At 70.6% G+C, this 18,259-nt stretch carries 16 protein-coding genes, 1 tRNA gene and 2 pseudogenes; 7 read left to right on the top strand and 12 right to left on the bottom strand.

Features of this window, described 5'->3' with window-relative positions; translation table 11 throughout:
- Positions 1-261: 261 nt before the first annotated feature.
- The 4 genes and pseudogenes from AAG742_RS03275 (at position 262) to AAG742_RS03260 (ending at position 4,234) form a co-directional block, all read left to right on the top strand.
- Complete coding sequence (locus tag AAG742_RS03275) at positions 262-1,914, top strand: ABC-F family ATP-binding cassette domain-containing protein (protein ID WP_343282289.1); 1,653 nt, start codon at positions 262-264, stop codon at positions 1,912-1,914.
- Entirely contained in the window at positions 1,911-3,155 is a 1,245-nt protein-coding gene (locus tag AAG742_RS03270) for an MFS transporter (RefSeq protein ID WP_144862459.1), read from the top strand. The genes AAG742_RS03275 and AAG742_RS03270 overlap by 4 nt, the downstream gene beginning before the upstream one ends.
- Positions 3,156-3,182: 27 nt before the next feature.
- A pseudogene (locus AAG742_RS03265) lies at positions 3,183-3,299 on the top strand (IS481 family transposase); the annotation flags it as partial.
- 69 nt (positions 3,300-3,368) lie between these two features.
- A pseudogene (locus AAG742_RS03260) lies at positions 3,369-4,234 on the top strand (IS5 family transposase).
- Between the two features lie 16 nt (positions 4,235-4,250).
- On the opposite strand, the gene AAG742_RS03255 reads toward AAG742_RS03260, so the two are convergent.
- From AAG742_RS03255 to AAG742_RS03205, 11 genes are all read right to left on the bottom strand, one after another.
- Positions 4,251-4,937 (bottom strand): hypothetical protein, encoded by a 687-nt coding sequence (locus tag AAG742_RS03255; RefSeq protein ID WP_343282288.1) that lies wholly within the window; start codon positions 4,935-4,937, stop codon positions 4,251-4,253.
- A gap of 72 nt (positions 4,938-5,009) precedes the next feature.
- Positions 5,010-5,303, bottom strand: a complete 294-nt coding sequence (locus AAG742_RS03250) for a hypothetical protein (RefSeq protein WP_343282287.1) — start codon at positions 5,301-5,303, stop codon at positions 5,010-5,012.
- On the bottom strand, positions 5,300-6,136 hold the full coding sequence (locus AAG742_RS03245; protein WP_343282286.1) for a sigma-70 family RNA polymerase sigma factor: 837 nt from the start codon (positions 6,134-6,136) through the stop codon (positions 5,300-5,302). Before AAG742_RS03245 ends, AAG742_RS03250 begins: the two co-directional genes overlap by 4 nt.
- Before the next feature lie 6 nt (positions 6,137-6,142).
- Entirely contained in the window at positions 6,143-7,267 is a 1,125-nt protein-coding gene (locus AAG742_RS03240) for a helix-turn-helix domain-containing protein (protein ID WP_343282285.1), read from the bottom strand.
- Positions 7,264-8,379 (bottom strand): DUF2637 domain-containing protein, encoded by a 1,116-nt coding sequence (locus tag AAG742_RS03235; RefSeq protein WP_343282284.1) that lies wholly within the window; start codon positions 8,377-8,379, stop codon positions 7,264-7,266. The genes AAG742_RS03240 and AAG742_RS03235 overlap by 4 nt, the downstream gene beginning before the upstream one ends.
- Positions 8,379-9,260, bottom strand: coding sequence for a helix-turn-helix domain-containing protein (locus tag AAG742_RS03230; RefSeq protein ID WP_343282283.1), 882 nt, complete (start codon positions 9,258-9,260; stop codon positions 8,379-8,381). The genes AAG742_RS03235 and AAG742_RS03230 overlap by 1 nt, the downstream gene beginning before the upstream one ends.
- A complete protein-coding gene (locus AAG742_RS03225) occupies positions 9,257-9,487 on the bottom strand; it encodes a helix-turn-helix transcriptional regulator (RefSeq protein WP_343282282.1) in 231 nt (76 codons plus the stop codon). The genes AAG742_RS03230 and AAG742_RS03225 overlap by 4 nt, the downstream gene beginning before the upstream one ends.
- A 398-nt stretch (positions 9,488-9,885) precedes the next feature.
- Positions 9,886-9,958: transfer RNA gene (locus tag AAG742_RS03220), tRNA-Asn, on the bottom strand.
- Between the two features lie 219 nt (positions 9,959-10,177).
- Positions 10,178-12,115 carry a DNA primase gene (dnaG, locus tag AAG742_RS03215; RefSeq protein ID WP_298711539.1) on the bottom strand — a complete coding sequence of 646 codons (1,938 nt, stop codon included), beginning with the start codon at positions 12,113-12,115 and terminating at the stop codon, positions 10,178-10,180.
- A 102-nt stretch (positions 12,116-12,217) separates the two neighbouring features.
- Positions 12,218-12,889 carry a hypothetical protein gene (locus AAG742_RS03210; protein WP_298711536.1) on the bottom strand — a complete coding sequence of 224 codons (672 nt, stop codon included), beginning with the start codon at positions 12,887-12,889 and terminating at the stop codon, positions 12,218-12,220.
- Positions 12,890-12,897: 8 nt separating this feature from the next.
- Positions 12,898-13,908, bottom strand: coding sequence for an IS481 family transposase (locus AAG742_RS03205; RefSeq protein ID WP_343282281.1), 1,011 nt, complete (start codon positions 13,906-13,908; stop codon positions 12,898-12,900).
- 200 nt (positions 13,909-14,108) lie between these two features.
- On the opposite strand from AAG742_RS03205, the gene AAG742_RS03200 reads away from it, so the two are divergent.
- Together AAG742_RS03200 and AAG742_RS03195 are read left to right on the top strand one after the other, a co-directional pair.
- Entirely contained in the window at positions 14,109-15,716 is a 1,608-nt protein-coding gene (locus tag AAG742_RS03200; RefSeq protein WP_298711533.1) for an anthranilate synthase component I family protein, read from the top strand.
- A gap of 9 nt (positions 15,717-15,725) precedes the next feature.
- Positions 15,726-16,529, top strand: coding sequence for an NAD-dependent deacylase (locus AAG742_RS03195; protein WP_298711531.1), 804 nt, complete (start codon positions 15,726-15,728; stop codon positions 16,527-16,529).
- On the opposite strand, the gene AAG742_RS03190 is transcribed toward AAG742_RS03195, so the two are convergent.
- On the bottom strand, positions 16,522-17,424 hold the full coding sequence (locus AAG742_RS03190) for an NAD-dependent epimerase/dehydratase family protein (RefSeq protein WP_298711529.1): 903 nt from the start codon (positions 17,422-17,424) through the stop codon (positions 16,522-16,524). The genes AAG742_RS03195 and AAG742_RS03190 overlap by 8 nt on opposite strands.
- Positions 17,425-17,564: 140 nt before the next feature.
- Between AAG742_RS03190 and AAG742_RS03185 the strand changes: the two genes are divergently transcribed.
- Positions 17,565-18,227, top strand: a complete 663-nt coding sequence (locus AAG742_RS03185; RefSeq protein WP_251650778.1) for a TetR/AcrR family transcriptional regulator — start codon at positions 17,565-17,567, stop codon at positions 18,225-18,227.
- Positions 18,228-18,259: the final 32 nt, after the last annotated feature.

The raw sequence follows: 18,259 nt of genomic DNA, 5'->3' as shown, positions 1-18,259 counted from the left end.
GCCCCCTCCCCCGCCAGCGGCAGGAAAGGGGGCCTCGAGGATCCCGACTTAAGCTGGAATGATCGGGGAGGTTAATTGGTTCGCCCAAGACTCACCCGGTTAGGTATCCTCAGCCCCATGTACTCAGGCATCGCCTCGATGAAGCTGCGTTCCGCCCGCTGACGGCGGCGGGACCCCTTCTGATCTCTCGTCTGCCGTCCTGGCCATCTGCCGGGCGGTCACTTTGTGGTGCCCGGCTCCATGACGAGCTGAGAGTACGCAATGCCAACTTCACGATCCTTGCGGTCGTGTGTGTGGAACGGGACGCCCCAGGGGCACGCCGCACACATCCGCGCTGAATCCATTCACATCACCCTGGGGGACAGGCATGTCCTGAACGGGGTGGACGTCACGGTCTCTGTCGGGTCGCGTCTGGCGATCGTCGGCGACAACGGCCGGGGCAAGACCACCTTGCTCCATCTGCTGGCCGGAATCCTGCAACCTGACTCAGGCGTCGTGACCCAGGCGGGTTCCCTCGTCCTGGTCAAACAGGACATGGCCACCGAAGGCGACTGCACGGTGGGCGACCTCATCGCCGAGGCGACTGGCCCCTCCAGGTCTGCCCTCGAGGCACTGGACGCGACGAGCGCTGCCCTCGCCGAAGGGGACGACGCAGCCGATGCCTACTCGGCTGCGCTCGAGAGGGCCACGTTGCTGGACGCGTGGGATGCCGAACGACGTGTGGACATCACTCTGGAAGGCCTGAACGCCTGCAGCGACCGCGATCGCGTCCTGTCGACCTTGTCGGTCGGCCAGCGGTACCGGGTCCGGCTGGCCGTCGCCCTCGGTTCGACCCCTGACCTGCTCCTGTTGGACGAGCCCACCAACCACCTGGACGCCGCAGGGCTGTCCTTCCTGACCGAACGTTTGCGGGACCACGCCGGCGGTCTGGCCCTGGTCAGCCACGATCGCGCTCTGCTGCGCGACGTGGCGACCACCTTCCTGGATCTCGATCCGACCCGTGACGGCCGGCCTCGGACCTATGCGGGCGGGTACCAGGGATGGGTCGAAGGCCGGCAACGGGAACGAGTCTCGTGGGAGCAGGACCATGCCGCCCAGGTCGCCCGGCATGCGCAGCTGACACGTGCTGCAGCCGAGGCGCGCTCCCGCCTGTCCCAGGGCGGATGGCGACCTGACAAGGGCACCGGCAAGCACCAACGCGCCACCCGCGCCGCGGGGGTGGTACAGGCCTTCAAGCGACGTGTCGAAGACCTGGAGCGGCACGAGATCGACGTGCCGGAACCCCCTTTGCGCTTGGCGTGGCCGAAGTCCTCGGCACGACGCGGAATGAGCATCGTGAACGCCTCCATGCTCACCGTGGAGCGCCGGTTGGACACACCTGTCTCGATCGGAGTCAACGGGGGAGACCGGCTGGTCGTCACCGGGCCGAACGGCGCGGGCAAGTCCACCTTGCTGGCGGTTCTCGGACAGCGGTTAGTCCCCACCACCGGGTACGTGCAGGTGAACCCCAGCGCACGCATCGCCCTGTTGTCCCAGGAGGTCCCCGACTGGGACCGGACCAGCCCTGCCCACGTGGCCTACGAGACGTACCTGGCGAAGCTGGGCTGCCGATCTCAGGCACCCTCTCTCGGCTCACTGGGACTGCTCGAGACCTCCGCGACCAGCACCCCCGTGGGGCGCCTGTCGCAAGGACAGCAACGCCGTCTCCACCTGGCCCTGTGCCTCGCGCAGGACCCGGACCTGCTGCTCCTGGACGAGCCCACCAACCATCTGTCGTCGAGCCTCGTCGATGACATCACCACAGAGCTTCTGCAGACCCCTTGCGCGGTGATCGTCGCCACGCATGACCGGCAGATGCTCGACGACTTGGCCGATTGGCCCCACCTTGATCTCGACCCGAAGGACATGCCGTGAATCCGCTGCGCCCCTTGACCATTCCCACCTACCGCTGGCTGTTCGCCGCGATGGTGTTGACCATCTTCGCCCAGGGCGCCTGGGCCCTCTACTTGGCCATGCAGACCCTCGACTTGGGTGCCACGCCCGCCACGCTCTCGGGAGTCGTGGTCTGGAGCGGCATCGGCCTTCTCGCCGGGTCCCTGCCGGCCGGTGTCCTTGCTGACCGGATCCCCAACAAGTCCGTCATCGTGGGCGTGCTCTCTCTGAACCTGGCCATCGCGACGGCAACCTCCACAGTCGCCGTCTTCGGCATGGTCGCCTTCTGGATGCTCGCGGCTTCCGCGTTCTTCATCGGCGTTTCCACCGCGTTCTTCTTCCCCGCGTACACCGCCCTCGTGCCAGTCCTGGTGGAAAGCGATGACCTGATGGCTGTCAACGGCCTCGAGGGTGCCACCCGCCCCCTAGTCGGCCAGGCGCTCGCGCCCGCCGCCGTCGGAGCAGTCATCGGCGTCAGCATGCCCGCCGCTGGCGGGTATCTCATCGCAGCGGCACTCGCTGTCGCATTGCTCGCCGCTCTGCAATTGCCTGCCCCTACGCCCGCCGAGAGTGAGGCTGACGCGTCGGCTGCCTCGCCGATCGGCGACCTGCTCGACGGGTTCGGCTACGCCGCCCGCACACGCTGGGTCCGCACCAGTGTCCTGTTCGCGGCCGTCATGGGGCTGGTCGTGACCGGACCGCTTGAAGTGCTCCTGCCCGCCCTCATGCGCTCTTCACACGAGAACGGGCCAGCCCTGTACGGGGCCGTCCTCGCGGCTCTCGGCGTCGGTGGACTGGTGGGGTCCCTGCTGGCGGGGTCGTGGTGCACACCGGAACGCTTCCTCCCCGCCATGATCGGCGCCTGGGCGCTCGGTTGCCTGCCTTTGACCATCCCTGCACTGACCAGCAACCCGTGGGCCATCGGTGTGGGGCTCGCGATCTACGGCGCGCTGATCGGGATCGGAATGGTCATCTGGGGCACAGTCCTCCAGGAGCATGTCCCGCTTGAGATGCTTGGCCGGGTCGCCAGCCTCGACTTCTTCATTTCCATCGCTTTCATGCCGCTGTCCATTGCCCTCACCGGGCTGCTCAGCCGGCACATCGACACCCACACGCTGTTCATCAGCGCTGGACTGGTGCCCTTAGTCACGGCAGTCCTCCTCGCAACCCTGGGTCAACTGAGAATGCCGCGGACGACCGTTGGCGTGGCGGACGGGGCGTGATGCACATCGACACCACCGGGAGGGTTCGCCACGGGCGAGTCAGTCCGCTGGGGTGAGTACGCGCACCCCGGGTTCTGGGTGCGCGTGGATGTGAAGGGGCTCGGCGACATCTCCGACGGCGGCGGCCGCTATGCCGGCCGCCGCCTAGAGCCTGTCCTGTAAGTGGTCGGCGTGGCGTGGCCGGCTTCGCGCACGGTGGTGTTCACTGAGCCGATGGTTGGTCGTGGAGAGCTCACAGACAAGGCCTGGGAACGGATCGAACCGTTGCTGCCGGTGAACAGGTCGGGGCGGCGGTGGCGGGATCACCGGCAGGTGATCAACGCGATCCTGTGGAAGCTGCGCACCGGGGCCCCGTGGCGGGACGTGCCCGAACGCTACGGGCCGTGGAAGACCGCACACGAACGCCTGCGGCGCTGGACGATGGATGGGACCTGGCAGAAGATCCTCGAGGAAGCCGTGGTCAAGGACGACGCGGTGGGCGAGATCGAATGGGTCCTCTCGATTGACTCCACCGTGGTCCGGGCTCATCAGCATGCTGCTGGTGCCCGGAAAAGAGGGGCTGCTCTGACCCGGTCGAGGCCATCGCTGTGGCCGGAGAGCACCTCGGACGCTCCCGGGGAGGGCTGAGCAGCAAGATCCACTTGGCCGTGGACGGGCGCGGGTTACCGATGAGTGTGGTCCTCACCCCGGGACAGGCTGGTGACAACCCTCAGTTGCTGCCGTTGCTGGAGAAGATCCGGGTGCGCCGCCAGGGGGTGGGCCGGCCACGGTGCAGGCCTGAGTCGGTGATCGCGGACAAGGCCTACTCGCATCCCTCGACTCGGCAAGCGATGCGGCGCCGCGGGGTGAGGTTCACCAGCCCTGAGAAGTCTGATCAAGCCGCCCGGCGACGGGCCAAAGGGGCCAGGGGTGGGCGCCCCCCGGCCTTTGATCGGGAGGAGTACGCCCGGCGCAACGTCGTGGAACGGGCTTTCGCCCGGTTGAAGCAGTTCCGGGATCTGGCGACCCGGTATGCGAAACGGGCCGCGTACTACGTTGCGGAACTCACTCTCGCGGCCATCGTGCTCTGGCTCCGATGAAGTTACAGGACAGGCTCTAGGAAGACTTGCAGTTCTCGCCCTTCGTTAGCGTCACCGTCCGGCCCGTCTGCGCACCGTTCGTCATCGACTGACGCGCCACATGCACCTCCACCGGGGAGCACTCGGGCGTGGTCATGTTGTTGGCCGAGCAGTCAGGCTCACTGCTGCCATTCGCGGAGGCCTGCGCGTACCACTTGATCCCCGTGATGACCTGGCGCGAGGTGTCCATGTCACCGGGATCCTGGCCCCACGTGTAGCCGTCCAGCTCCTTCTGCCCACCCAGCACGGTGGAGACCACCCGCTCCTTCTCCGCGCGATCAGGGACAGGGCTCTCCTTGACGAAGTCCCGCACGGCCTGCCGGTTGCAGGTCTGCTTCGGTGCCTGCTTCTCCACCGTCACAGACCCTGGGCGCGCACCGACCGGCATGAGCTCTGCCGTCCCCAGACCCTTGCCCCAGGTGATCCCGCCACCCACGGAGCCGATGATCACCGCCCCGAGTCCGGCCATCGCAACGACCGCCCAGCCCTTCCGCGCGGCATGGTGCGACATCATCGCCCGACCCCACACCGCCATCGCCACACCCGCAGCCACCGCCACCATCAGCAGCACCACGGCCGACCCGAGCAGGAAGCCCGCGATCGTGTTCCAGCCCTCAAGGCCGTCCGGATTGATCCCATCCAACATGTTGCTCTCCTTGCTCATGGTCTGCATCTAGTGCCGACGCTCTCGTAACTGGATTCGTGCTACTCCCTCACGGATGTGTGACACCGCCGCTCAGCCCATCAGCCAGAGCACCACCGCCACCCACAGCGCCAGGACGAGCAACGCGACCACAGCCATCCCCGCCCGCCCTGCTGGCCCGTCCCACTCCTCGGGCAGACGCGCCCGCCACCGGGCAGGCAGCTCCGCGTCCACCGAGGCCTCCGTCCACGCCTGACTCCACCGGCGCACCCGCTGACCCAGCGGGTCCCGGCGACGGGGCACCTCGACGTAGACGACCTCCCGGTCCTCCTCGTCCACGACGCCTGCCCTCTCGCCCGCCACCTGATTGTTCGTGTGCTTGCTCATGCCGCTGCCCTTTCGTCCTGAATCACCGTGGCCGCCACCCGAAGCAGGTAACGCACCTCCGCCAAGTACTGCCTCGCGGTCGAATGCGAGTGCCCCGTAGCGCGCATGACGTGCTCGACCTGCACGTGCTCCATCCGGCCCCCCGCCTGCGCACACGCCAGTGCGACTCCACGCGACCAGTCCCCCGCGTCCCCGTCAGCCGGCAGACACCCGATCAGCACCCGCATCGTCACTTCCACCCCCGAACGGGCCACCTCCTGCGCGGCACGGACCACCCGCGCACACCGCACCAGCTCCCGGCGGGCCTGACGCAGCACATCCGCGCTCACGCCCATCGCCGCCGCCGCCTCGGCCACGTCGTCGTCGAAGACCAGCGTCACCGCCAGCGCCCGCGCAGTGACCTGCGGCGAGTCCATGACCCGCTCCAGCACGCACATCACCGAGGCGAGCTCCTGCCGCGCCGTCAGTGCATCCAGCACCTGGTCTGCGTGATCCCACGCCACAGCCGACGCCACGGACTGCTCCCGGCCCATCGCCGCGGCCTCCACCACGTCCTGCCCCTCCCAGGCCCTCTGGACCCGACGCAGGTGATCCACCGCCCGACGGCGCACGATCACCGACACCCACGTCCGCAACGAGCCCCGCTCCACATCGAACCCATGCCGGCCCGACCACGCGGACTCCCACGCGGCCTGGAGCACGTCATCCAGCGCGTCACGCTCCCCCGCCGGCCCCAGCACCACCAGCGCAGCACCCCGGGCCTCCTGCACAGCCTCGAACAGGCCCTCACCCGTCAGCTCGGTGGCCTCCACGGCGCCCACGGCGTCAGTCATCGCCGCTCACCTCCCCGCCCCGGCCTGAGCCTCGACCCGGGGCATCGCACGCCGCTCAATCCGGCAATGCGGGCAGTCCCGCAGCACGGACTCGCCGTAGTTGGCCACGTGCACATCCGGGCTCTCACACGGCTCCCCCGAGACCATCTCCCGCACCGCGCCCACAGCCAGCCCCGGTGAGGCTGGTGACGCCATGGTCGGCACCACCGCCAGCGGCGGGCGCTCACTGGTGAGCTGGACCAACGGCCCCAGCTCCGAAGCCATAGCCCGAGCCACGTACCGCGTCGGGGACTGCACAGCGCCCGAGGCTCGAGCCAGCACGACATCCACGATCCGGCGCACCTGTGCATCCGGGAGCTCCCAAGCCTGGATTGACGGGACCAGCGAGCGAAGCGAGCTCAGGTCCACACCCCGATGCACCACCGGCTCATCCGTCGTCGTAGCCTCGTCCTCGCGCTCGTGCACGTCGACAGACTGACGGACTGACTGATGATTCTCTTGGTGATTAGTCCGCGCGCGATCCTTTATATGCACCAAGTCGTGATTGGCGGGTGAGTCCGTCGTCAGTGGCGGGTGAGTCGTTTCACCCGCCAAATTGGCGGGTCGCGTGTTCTCGCGGTTCACGGTTTCACCCGCCAAATTGGCGGGTCGCGTGTTCTCGCGGTTCTCGGTTTCACCCGCCAAATTGGCGGGTCGCGTGTTCTCGCGGTTCTCGGTTTCACCCGCCAAATTGGCGGGTCGCGTGTTCTCGCGGTTCTCGCCCTGCCGGGTCCCGTTGGATCGCGGACTCCTCCAGCTCTCCTTCAGCACCTCGATCCGCTCCTCTCCGAGCGCTGCTAACGGGATCAGCGCGTCCGGGTTCAGCAGATACTTCAGCCCCACACGGCCCCGCCCAGCGCCGTAGCGGCTCTCCGTGCGGATCAGGTCCAGCTCGCGCAGGCGCGCGATCTGACGCTCAACAGTTCTCATCCCCTGCCCCGTCTCCAAGGCAAGCCGCTCCTGGCTGGGCCAGCACTCCCAGGTGTCGGGGTGCACATGGTCAGCCAGCAGAAGCAGGAGGTATGCCTCCCCCGTCCGCAGCACACCGGCAGCAGCGGCCTGCCGGGCCAAATTCGTTGCCTGCCAGCTCATACCTGCTCCTCCTCATCCGTGAACAGCTCAGGACGGTCTGCACGCACATCAGCCAGCCGCCGCCGCCCCGTCCGCTCCGAGCACCCAGCCCACTCCGCGACCTCCACCGCCGACGGGCACTCCCCCGCCTCGCACCCCGCCACGATCCACGCCGTGACCTCAGCGCCCGACGGAGCCTTTACCGGCGCCGCCGGCTCATCCTCCACAGCCTTCACCGGCTCCAGCGCCCGGACGGACACCACCGGCGACGACGGCGTGCCCTCGTCCTCCTGCACCGGCTCCTGGACCTGTTCGGCCTCCCGCGCCACCGCCTCGAGCTCACGGCGGTGTCGGGCGTGTTCCAGCTCTGCCTCGAACTCGGCCTGGCGCCGCTCACGCGCCCGCTCCACGCGGCGTGCCTCACGCTCGGCCTCCAGCTCCTCCCGACGCGCGGCGAGCTCGGCCTGCGCGCGCAGGACCTCGGCTTCCTCGTCCATCTCCGCGGCACGCTCAGCCCGCCGAGAGGCCGGGTTCTCCACGGCCACACGAGCCAACTGATCCGTGGCCACGAACACCGCCACCGGCACCATGGCCGCGATCAGCACACCGACCACCGACTGCCACACTGTCGCGTTCTCCGCCGACCAGGCGTGCGCCCCGTTCGCCACCACCGACAGGCCCGTGAACGCGCCCAGCGCCCACCATGACGCCCGCGCCGGCTCACCCCGTGACTCGTGCACCAGCACAGAGCCCGCGTAGGTCAGGATCGCCAAGTCGATGAACACCGGGACCGCCCAGTGCATGAACGGCGGCAACCCCAACCACGCCGCCACCTCGTACAGCGCCGCGAACGAGATGGAGAACGCCACCAGGCCCGCGATGGAGGTCCCGATGACCACAGCCCGGATGAACCGACCGTCGTTGGGATTCACCCGCCGAGGCAGACCCAGTGCCGGTGCTGACTCCTCCAGGATCGTGGTGCTATTCTGGCCACGTTCCGAGCTTCGTGCTAGGTGCATCGTCTCAACCGGTGTATTAGCGACAGCCCCGATTTCCTGCCCGGTGGTCGGGGCTTCGCCATGTCCAGTGTCTTCCACGACTTCGTGTAGCCATGTGCTCTGTTCTGCGCTCATCACGCGACCTCCTCGATCTTGTTCAGCACCTGTTCCAGGTCGTTCACTGCGTCTTGCAACGTCGAGCGGATCTCCGGCATGGACTGCCCCTCGTGGTGGCCGACCGACCGGAGGACGTGCGCCAGCGTCCGCACGCATCGCGCTGAGTCCCACACGACCCCATGCAGGTCCTCATCTGCCACGGAGGCCTTGCCCGTCAGCGGGGACACCAGGGATGCCACCGCCGGCGCAGCCTTCAGGAGCATCGGCACCGCCGCGGCGCCGCCCCCGTTGAACGCGGCCAGCGTCCGGCGGGCACGGTCCCGGTCATCTGCCTGGCGGGCCTTCAAGTCCAGCGGCTCGATCCCGAAGTCGGCAGCCGGCATGTCCAGCACGTCATCCAGCGAGGACTGACCGTCAAGCACCGTCACCGCTTCCTCGACCTCGATGACCGCGGCCGCCTCGTTCTGCACCACAGGGGGCACAGCCCGCTCCTGCTGGGCTTGGTACGTCTTGCCGTCCGTGCCCACGACGTCATGGCGTCCAGCAGGTGGGGCAAATGCCCCACCTGCTTCGTCCAGTTCGCGGCGGACAGTCCGGGGCGACAAGTGCGTTGCGGCGGCGATGGCTCGCGTGCTCATGCCGACCTCACGGAGCGACAGCACGACGTCCTGCCGGTCCTCCAGCGGCGGGCGTAGGTGCAGGTTGCCAAACTCCCTGGTGACGTACTCGTCCCAGCTCCCGTATCCCAGTGCACTCCACGCCCGACCGCTGTATGCCGTGCGAATGAGGTGGTAAATCGACTCCATGCCGGTCCTGATCTGATCTGTCAGATCCCGAGCTGCCGCCTGTGTCAACACAGCGCCTCGCAACTCCGCGCTCTGGATGATCTCCTCGCTCATCGGGCCACCTCCATCTCCGGCGCGTTGGCAACCAGATAGGGAAGCTCCACCTCCAGGGCCTCTGCGATTGCAGCCATCTCAGACAAGCGGAACTCTCGTTGCCCTCGCATCCGCGCCGACAGCGCTGTGGGCGTCATTCCTACTGCGGCAGCAAGCTGACCCTGCGTCATCTCTAACCGAACCAGTCGTTCTCGAATGTTGAGGCTTAGCGCCTTTGCGATACTCATAAGCACAGCGTGCCGCTCAGCGGCATGACCTGTCAATTCACGCCGTGTCGCTCAGCGACACGTCATGTTCCTCATGGACATTTTGGGTCCGTCTCCGTTATGTTGAAGACATGAAACGACACCCAGAACCTGCCTTCACAGCAGCGGACGTAGGTACGGAGGTCCGCGTGTGGTTGACGCGCAGGGGCATGTCTCAGCGGCAACTGGCCGAGGCGCTAGACATCACCCCCAGCGCACTTTCGCGGCGGCTTCGTGGAGTGATGGCCTTCTCTATCACCGAGCTGGCACAAGTGGCAGAACTGCTGGAGCTTACGCTTGGCGACTTGCTGGGCCGGAACATCCTCCAGGCACGACGAAGCCCCCACACCGAACTGGTCGGTGCAGGGGCTTCGAGTGGGCTCCTCCGGTTGGACTCGAACCAACAACCCTTCGATTAACAGTCGAATGCTCTGCCAATTGAGCTACGGAGGAATGCGTCTCGGGCGATCCAGCCGCCCGAGCAACGGAGGAAACACTACCAGACCCGATGGGTCTGCGCTACCCGAGCGCCGTCGCCGCCTCCTCGTCTGAGGCCGCCGGGCACGACGCCGCCTTCGATGTGATCGACGCCGAGAGCAACGAGGTCGTCGAGATCGACTGAACGGCGCGCCACTGATTGGTACGCCACCGATCCGCGCTGCCCGTGGCCCCTCAGTCGTCGGCGCGCAGGGCCCGTCGCCGGGCCTCGAGTTCCATGAGCTCGCTGTTGAGGCGCATGAACTCGGCCGGATCGCCCTGCGGGCCCAGACGCTGCAGCTGACCCAGCAGCTCCTCCTTGCGGTGCACGATCTGGAGGGCGAAGAGGCGGTTCATGATGTCCCGGCAGTAGCGGTCCACGTCCGCCTCGGTGCGGGCGGGCAGGTCCCGGACCGCCAGCTCGGAGACGACGCCGCCCACCTCCTCGGGGACCGCGTCCCGCACGGCGTCCACCCAGCGCGCGGGCGTGGCGCCGGAGGAGCCCGCCGCCATGACGCCCCGGTGCACGGCCGCGAACTGCGGCACGGTGAAGCGCGCCTCGTACAGCGCCGTCCACTGCTCGGCGGAGAGCAGTGTGGGGTGCTGCAGCACCACCTCGAGCGACTCGCGCTCGCGCCGGGCCACCGGATCGCGCGGGTCCACGCGCACGACCAGCGACTCCACGGGGACCTGCGGGGCCTCGCCCGACGCCGGATCCCCCGACGTGGGGGTGGCCGAGGTGGGGTTCGCCGACATCGAGGCGGCGGGCGTCGCCTGCTCTCCCCGTTCGCCGCGCTCGGAGCGTGGGGTGGAGCGCGCCGCGGCGGCGACGGCCCGGTGCACCGCGTTCGGATCGAGCCCGAGCCAGCCCGCGAGCTCGCGCTCATACCCGGGGCGCAGCACGGAGTCCCTGATGCCGGCCACGATGGGCGCGGCATGGCGCAGGGCGCCGGCGCGGCCCTCCACGGTGTCCAGATCGTAGTCCTTCAGACCGGCGCGGATGGCGAACTCGAAGAGCGGGCGGCGGGAGGCGATGAGCGCGCGCACGGCCTCGTCGCCCTTCTGCTGACGCAGGTCGCAGGGGTCCATGCCGCTCGGCTCCACCGCCACGAAGGTCTTGGCGAGGAAGCGGTGGTCCTCGTCGAACGCCTTGAGCGCGGCCTTCTGCCCGGCTTCGTCGCCGTCGAAGGTGAAGATCACCTCGCCGCCCGTGCCATCGTCCGAGATCAGCCGGCGCGCCACCTTGATGTGGTCCGCGCCGAACGCGGTGCCGCACGTGGCCACGGCCGTCCCGACGCCCGCCAGGTGCGCGGCCATGACGTCCGTGTAGCCCTCCACGAGCACGAGCTGGCGCTCCTTCGCGATGGCCCGCTTCGCCAGGTCGATGCCGTAGAGCACCTGCGACTTCTTGTAGAGCTGCGTCTCCGGGGTGTTGAGGTACTTGGGGCCCTGGTCGTCCTCGTAGAGCTTGCGCGCGCCGAAGCCGATGGTCGCGCCCGTCATGTCCCGGATAGGCCACAGCAGGCGGCCACGGAAGCGGTCATAGAGGCCGCGCTGGCCCTCCGAGAACAGGCCAGTGGCCCGCAGCTCGTCGTCGCGGAAGCCGCGCTGGCGCAGGTGGTCCAGGAGCGTGGACCAGCCCTGGGGCGCGTAGCCGTTAGCGAAGCGCTCGGCGTGCTCCTGGGTGAAGCCGCGGCCGGTGAGGAAGTCCCGCGCGGTCTGGGCCTCCTTCGAGCCGAGGGCGCGCCGGTAGAACTCGTCCGCGATCTTGTTGGCCTCGAGCAGGCGCTGGCGTCTGCCCACCTCGGCGCGGTCAGGACCGGCGCCGTCCTCGTAGTGCAGTTCGACGCCCACCCGCGCGGCCAGGCGCTCGACCGTCTCGGTGAACGTGGTGTGCTCCTGCGCCATGAGGAACGCGATGACGTCCCCGTGCTCGCCGCACCCGAAGCAGTGGTAGGTCCCGACGCCGGGGCGCACGTGGAAGGACGGGGTCCGCTCGTCGTGGAACGGGCACAGGCCCTTGTAAGAGCCGACGCCTGCCGAGCGCAGCGTGACGAACTCCTCCACGACGGCCTTCAGATCGGCGCGCTCGCGGACGAGGTCGATGTCCTTGCGCACGATCAGTCCGGCCATGCGGACCATTCTAGGGAGGCGGCGACGCGCTCAGCCCCGGGCGGACGCACGGGTGGGGACGAGAGCCGAGGCCGCGCTGGCGGTGCAGGAGCCGCGTCGGCCTCAGGCGTCCGCCAGGCCGGCGCGCTGGGCGGCGGCGTCCAGGGAGGCGACGTCGGCCGGCACCACCATCGTGGTGTCCTGCGGCTGGAGCACGGCGGTGACGGGTCCGTCCGTGCCCGGGCCCAGGACGCCCGTCACGGTGGTGGCGTACCAGACGCCCTCGCCGTCGCCCGGAGTGAGGAACCAGAGGTAGTCCTCGTCCGGGGCCGCGAGGGCGTCCCCCGCCATCGTCTGCCCCACCCGCACGTGGACGTCCACGCGCACCTGGCCCGCGGCCGAGCCCTTGAGGACCTGTCCCACGTCCACCATCAGTGTCGTGGCACCCTCGAAGCCACCGGCGCGTTCGCGGACCGCGGCGACGGTCCCGCACACCACCAGCTCCGACCGTTCCGCCAGGTCCACGAGGGAGCCGGCGGGTTCGACCTCCTCGGCGATGACCAACTCCGCGGGCCGCCAGAACTCGAGCGCAGTCGCGGAGACCCCTGGGACGCTCTCCGCGGTCTCGCGCACGTCGGGCTCGCGCACCTCCGCGCCGCGCTCCGTGGGCAGCGCCGCCTCGGACGGAGTGGGCTCCGCGGCACACCCGGCCCCGGCCAGCATGGCGACGGCCGCCAGCGCCGCGAAGCGGCTGCGGCGGTGCCGGCGGAGAGGCGAGGAGTGCGAGAGGGCCATGCCCCACCCTAGGTGTAAGAGGTCATGACGTTGTTGACTCGCGCCGGGGCCAGTGAGGCCGGCGGGGCGTCCCCGCAGGAGGTATGAGGCCGATGGTAGTTGTAGTGGTTCACCCACACCGCCAGGGCCTCACGCCGGGCCGTCTCTGAGGAGTACGGGCGGGCGTAGAGGACCTCATCGACCATCAGCCGGTTGTAGCGTTCGACCTTCCCGTTATGGCGCGGGGTGTAGGGCCGGATCCGGTGGTGCCGACCCCCGAGCGAGACCACCTTCCGGGTGAAGTCCACGGCCCGGTAGTTGTTCCCGTTGTCCGTGACCACCCGGTCCACGGTGATGCCGTGGGCGGCGAAGAACGCCCGCGCCCGGCAGAAGAACCCGATCGTGGTCACCGTCCGCTCATCCTCCAACGCCTCGGTGTAGGCCAGGCGGGTGAACCCGTCGATCGCCGAGTGCAGGTACGTGTACCCGACCCGTCGGCCAGGCCCGCGCTTGGCCGCTCGCGCGTTCTCGGAGTCCCGTCCGTGAGCACGCCAGCCTCCCCCGTCAGGGATCTTCCCGATCTTCTTCACGTCCAGGTGCACCATGTGCCCCGGCCCCCGCGCGGTGATCCTCTGGGCCGGCTGCTGGCGCAGGTCTTCCCCGGCCGGGGTCAGGTCCCGTAGCCGGGAGAGCCCGGCCCGGTGCAGCCACCGTCCCACGGTACGAAGACACACCCGGTGGCCCTCGGAGACGAGGTGGTGATGGATCCGGCGGGCCGACCACTTCTCCCTGCGACGCAGGGTCTGGATCTGAGCCACCACCTCGGGGTCGAGCTGGGCAGGTGAACGGCGCGGACGGCTGGGCCGGTCGAGCAGCCCGGCCTCGCCCTCGGCGCGGTAGCGGGCTACCCAGGTGGCCACCGTGGGGCGGCTGACGCGGAACTCGGCGGCCACGTGCGCTTGGGGGATGCCGTCGTTCAGGTGGCGTTGGACCATCCTGAGACGGCCGGTGGGAGTCAGGGGTGCATTAGCGTGAGTCATGAGTGGGTCTCTTTGCGCGGATGGGTGGTGTAGGAACTTCCATCCTGCGGGAGAGGCCCACTCGTCTCATCTCAGCCCGGCCCTCGTGCCAAGAACCTCATGACCCACAACACCTAGGCAGACGCCACGCATGAGGCCGATCACGGCGAGGGCACGGTTCAGTCACGATCGACGCGGGTGGGGCTCCTACAGTGGTCCCCATGCCCACCCCGCCTCGGCCCCACGCGTCCGCGCCGCTGCACGTCGCCACCCGGGTCCTGGACGCGGGCGCCCTCACGGGGCTCGGGCACACCGCCGCGAGCGCGGCCGGCGCCGTCGCCGAGCACGCCGTCGTGCGCGGCGCCCCCTCGTTCTGGCTCGACTCCGCCCTGCCGGACGCGGGCGAGGCGCGCTGGAGCATCGTGGGCGACGCCGTCGACGTCCTTGGCGAGGACGCCGCCGACGGCTCCCCCGAGGCCGTCCCCTCGCCGGGGCCGCGCGTGCTCCGCCGGCCGGACCCCCGCGACGCCGAGGCAGCCTGGGCTGAGCTGGCCGCGGCGTCGGCCCCGCGCCCCGTGGTCGGCGGGGAGGGCCTGCCGCTGCGCGGCGGGCACGTCGGCTTCCTCGGCTACGAGCTTGGCCTCGCCGACCTCGGCGTCGCCCCGCCCGCAGCCGGTCCGGCGGACCCGGCGCCGCTGCCCGCGCTGTTCTGGCTGCGTCCCAGCCGGTACGCGGTCGTGGACCATCACGACGGCTCGCTCACCTGCTGCGTCGTCTCCCTGGACGCGGCCGCGGCGGAGCGGGGCGTCGAGGCGTGGGCGGCCCGCGTGCGCGACGCCCTCACCGTCCCCCGGGCGCACGCGGCACCGGCCGGGGACGGCGGGCGCGCGCCGTCGTCGTCGGGGGTGGCGGGGGCAGCCGGAGGGGCCCAGGTGGCCGGGCGATGGCGCGAGGACCGGGCTGCGTACACCGCCCTGATCGAGCGGAGCCACGGAGCGCTGCGCGAGGGCGAGTCCTACGAGCTGTGCCTGACCACCCGCTTCGACGTGGACCCGGCCGTGCGCGTGGACCCGCTCGTCCTGTTCCGGGACCTCGCGGCGCACCACCCCACCCCGTACGCGGCGCTGATCGAGCACGGCGCCGGCCCGGACCGCTGGGCCGTGGTCTCCGCCTCCCCCGAGCGCTTCCTCTCCGGCCGGGACGGGAGGTACAGCACCAAGCCGATCAAGGGCACCGCGGCCCGGCACGCGGATCCGGCCGAGGACGCCGCCGCGGCCCGCGCGCTCGCCTCCGACCCCAAGACGCGCGCCGAGAACCTCATGATCGTGGACCTGCTGCGCAACGACCTCACGCGCGTGTGCGTGCCCGGCTCCGTGCAGGTGCCCTCGCTCATGGCGGTCGAGTCGTACGCGTCCGTGCACCAGCTGGTCTCCACCGTCACGGGCCGTGCCCTCCCGGGGCTGACCGCCGTGGACGTGGCCCGCTCCCTCTTCCCCGGCGGGTCCATGACGGGCGCGCCGAAGCGGCGCACGGTCGAGCTGCTGGCGCAGTGGGAGGGGGCGCCGCGCGGGGTCTATTCGGGGGCGCTCGGGCTGCTCAGCGCGGACGGGGCGTGCGAGCTGAGCATCGTGATCCGCACGGCGGTCCTCGCCCCGGGAGCCGACGACGACGCGACCGGAGGCTCAGGCCGCTGGTCGATCGGCGCGGGCGGGGCGATCGTCGCCGACTCGGACGCCGACGCGGAGTACGAGGAGGTGCTTCTCAAGGCGGGGGCGCTGCGCCGGGCGTTCGCACGGGTGACCGGCAGCGGGGACGCGCGCCCCTCGTAGGCTGGGCTCATGAGCGACCAGACCTCCGCCCCGCTCGACTCCCCCGACCTCGAGGCCGTCCGCCGCCTGATCCGCGCCGCCGAGCGCCCCGTGGTGCTCACCGGCGCGGGCATGAGCGCCGAGTCCGGCGTGCCGACCTTCCGCGACGCGCAGACCGGCCTGTGGGAGCGCTTCTCCCCCGAGGCGCTCGCCACGGAGGAGGCGTTCCTCGCCGATCCCGCGCTGGTGTGGTCCTGGTACCGCTGGCGCGCCCGCATGGTCCGGGCCGTCGCCCCGAACGCGGGGCACGCGGCCGTCGCGGCCTGGCAGGAGCGGGTGCCCGCGCTCGAGGTCGTCACGCAGAACGTGGACGACCTCCACGAGCGCGCCGGCTCCCGCGTGCTCTCCCACCTGCACGGGTCCCTGTTCGCGTTCCGGTGCGCGGAGTGCGGGGCGCCCGCGGACGTGGACCCCGGCACCGCCGACGACGGCGCGGCGGGCTCCGAGGCCGACCTCGAGGCGATGCTCCGCGAGGCACCGCCGGCCTGCACTGTGTGCGGGGACGGGCTGGTCCGCCCGGGGATCGTGTGGTTCGGGGAGATGCTGCCGGCCGAGCCCTGGGACCGAACCTTCGCCGCGCTCGAGGCGTGCGATCTGGCCGTCGTGATCGGCACCTCGGGCGTCGTGCAGCCGGCGGCGTCCCTGCCGTTCGTCGCGCTGGGGGCCGGCGCCGCCGTCGTGGAGATCAACCCGGACCTCACGGAGCTGTCCCCCGCGGTGACCCACCGCCTGGCCGGCCCGGCAGGGGTGATCCTGCCCGCGCTGCTCAGCTGATCGGGGCCTGCCCGAGCACGCCGGGCCGCAGCACACAGGGCCGCGTCCACAGGTAGCGCTGCCGGTGCAGCTCCCGCGCCGTCGCGGAGAACCGTCCCGCGCCCCGCAGCAGGGGGCCGGGCACGGCGAGCATCCCCCGCAGCGGCACACCGGCCGTCGTCGCCGCCTGGTGGGCCCCGGCGCGCAGGCTGCGCGCCGGCGGCGTCGGGGCGTGCAGCACCGCGTCCCCGGACGGGGCCAGGTCCTCGGCGTGCTCCGCGCAGCGCAGCAGGGCGGCGGCCAGGTCCGGCAGCCGTGTCAGCGAGTGCGGCTGGTCCGGGTCGCCGAACACCACCGCACGCCGGCCGGCGGCGGCGCGATCCAGGACGAGGGCCTGCACGCTGGTGGCGGCCGCGGTGGGCCCGATGAAGTCGGAGGCAACCACGGACAGGGTCCGGGCCGGGTGCTCTCGACGCGCGGCCAGCAGCTCGGCGCGCACCTGACCCAGCGGAGAGCACGGGCTGACCGCTTGGCCCTCATGGAGGTCCTCGGCCTGATGCCCCCAGGCGTAGACGGACTCCGGGAACACGACGGGGATCTCACGCTCGGCGGCCGCGTCCATGACGGCCCGCTCCCGCGGCGGAAGCTCGCGGCGCCACACCTCGGTGGAGTAGGCGGCATGGATCAGGTGGAAGACCACGTCGGCACCGTCCAATGCCTGCCGCAGCAGAGCCGGGTCGCCGACGTCGCCGGTGAGCAGGGTGAGCGCGCCGCGCTGACCGGCCGGAGACAGCCGTGCGGCGTCCTCGTCCGTCCAGGCGCGGCGGCGGACGATGCTGACGGAGTGGCCAGCGGAGAGCAACAGGGGGACGAGGGCGGAGCTGATCTGACCGGCACCGAAGACGGCGGCATGCATGGGGACTCCCGGGACGACGGCGAAGACGCGCACCCCACGAGCCGGGAGTGAGCACCGCTCACCAGTGAGTGAGCGGTGCTCACTCTATCGCCTCTGCACCCCACGCCGGAGCCTCTGCGAGCGGATGCCATGATGGATCCATGCCCCGCCCCCGCCGCACCCGTGCCGAGATGGATGAGCTGGTGCTCGCTGTCGGGCGGCGGCAGCTGGCCGAGCACGGCGCCGCCGGACTGTCCCTGCGCGAGGTCGCCCGCGAACTCGGGGTGGTGCCCTCCGGCGTCTACCGGTACGTGGCCAGCCGCGACGAGCTGCTCACCCGGCTGCTGGAGGACGCCTTCTCTTCCCTGGCCGATGCGGTGGAACAGGACATCGCGGGAATCACCGAGCCGCGGACCCGGATGCGGACGCTCGCCCACGCCATGCGCACCTGGGCGCTGGCCCACCCGGCGCAGTGGGCGCTGATCTACGGCTCACCGGTTCCCGGCTACCACGCCCCGGCCGAACGCACCTCAGGCCCCGGGCTGCGGTTGACCCGGCACGGTCTGCAGGCCGCCGCCGACGGCGCCTTCCGAACCCCCGGCACCGAGGACGACGACGCCGCCCGGCTCAGCCCGCCGTTCGTGGCGCAGGCCGTCGAGGAGCTTCAGGTGGAGGCCACGGCGCCTCAGGTCACCGCGGCCACCCGTGCCTGGACGGCTCTGCTCGGTGCGGTCAGCGCCGAGGTCTTCGGCCACTTCGGGCCACTGTCCCCCGACGACGGCGCCGCGCTGCTGGAGGCGGCCCTTGAGATCCACCTGGACTGATCGTCACCGGGCCGCAGCCCGTCGGCTGCGCG

This window comes from Micrococcus sp. 2A (genome assembly GCF_039519235.1).
Taxonomy (GTDB): Bacteria; Actinomycetota; Actinomycetes; order Actinomycetales; family Micrococcaceae; genus Micrococcus.
The sequence above is the reverse complement of the archived record's forward strand: the minus strand, read 5'-3'. Positions and strand labels throughout refer to the sequence as shown.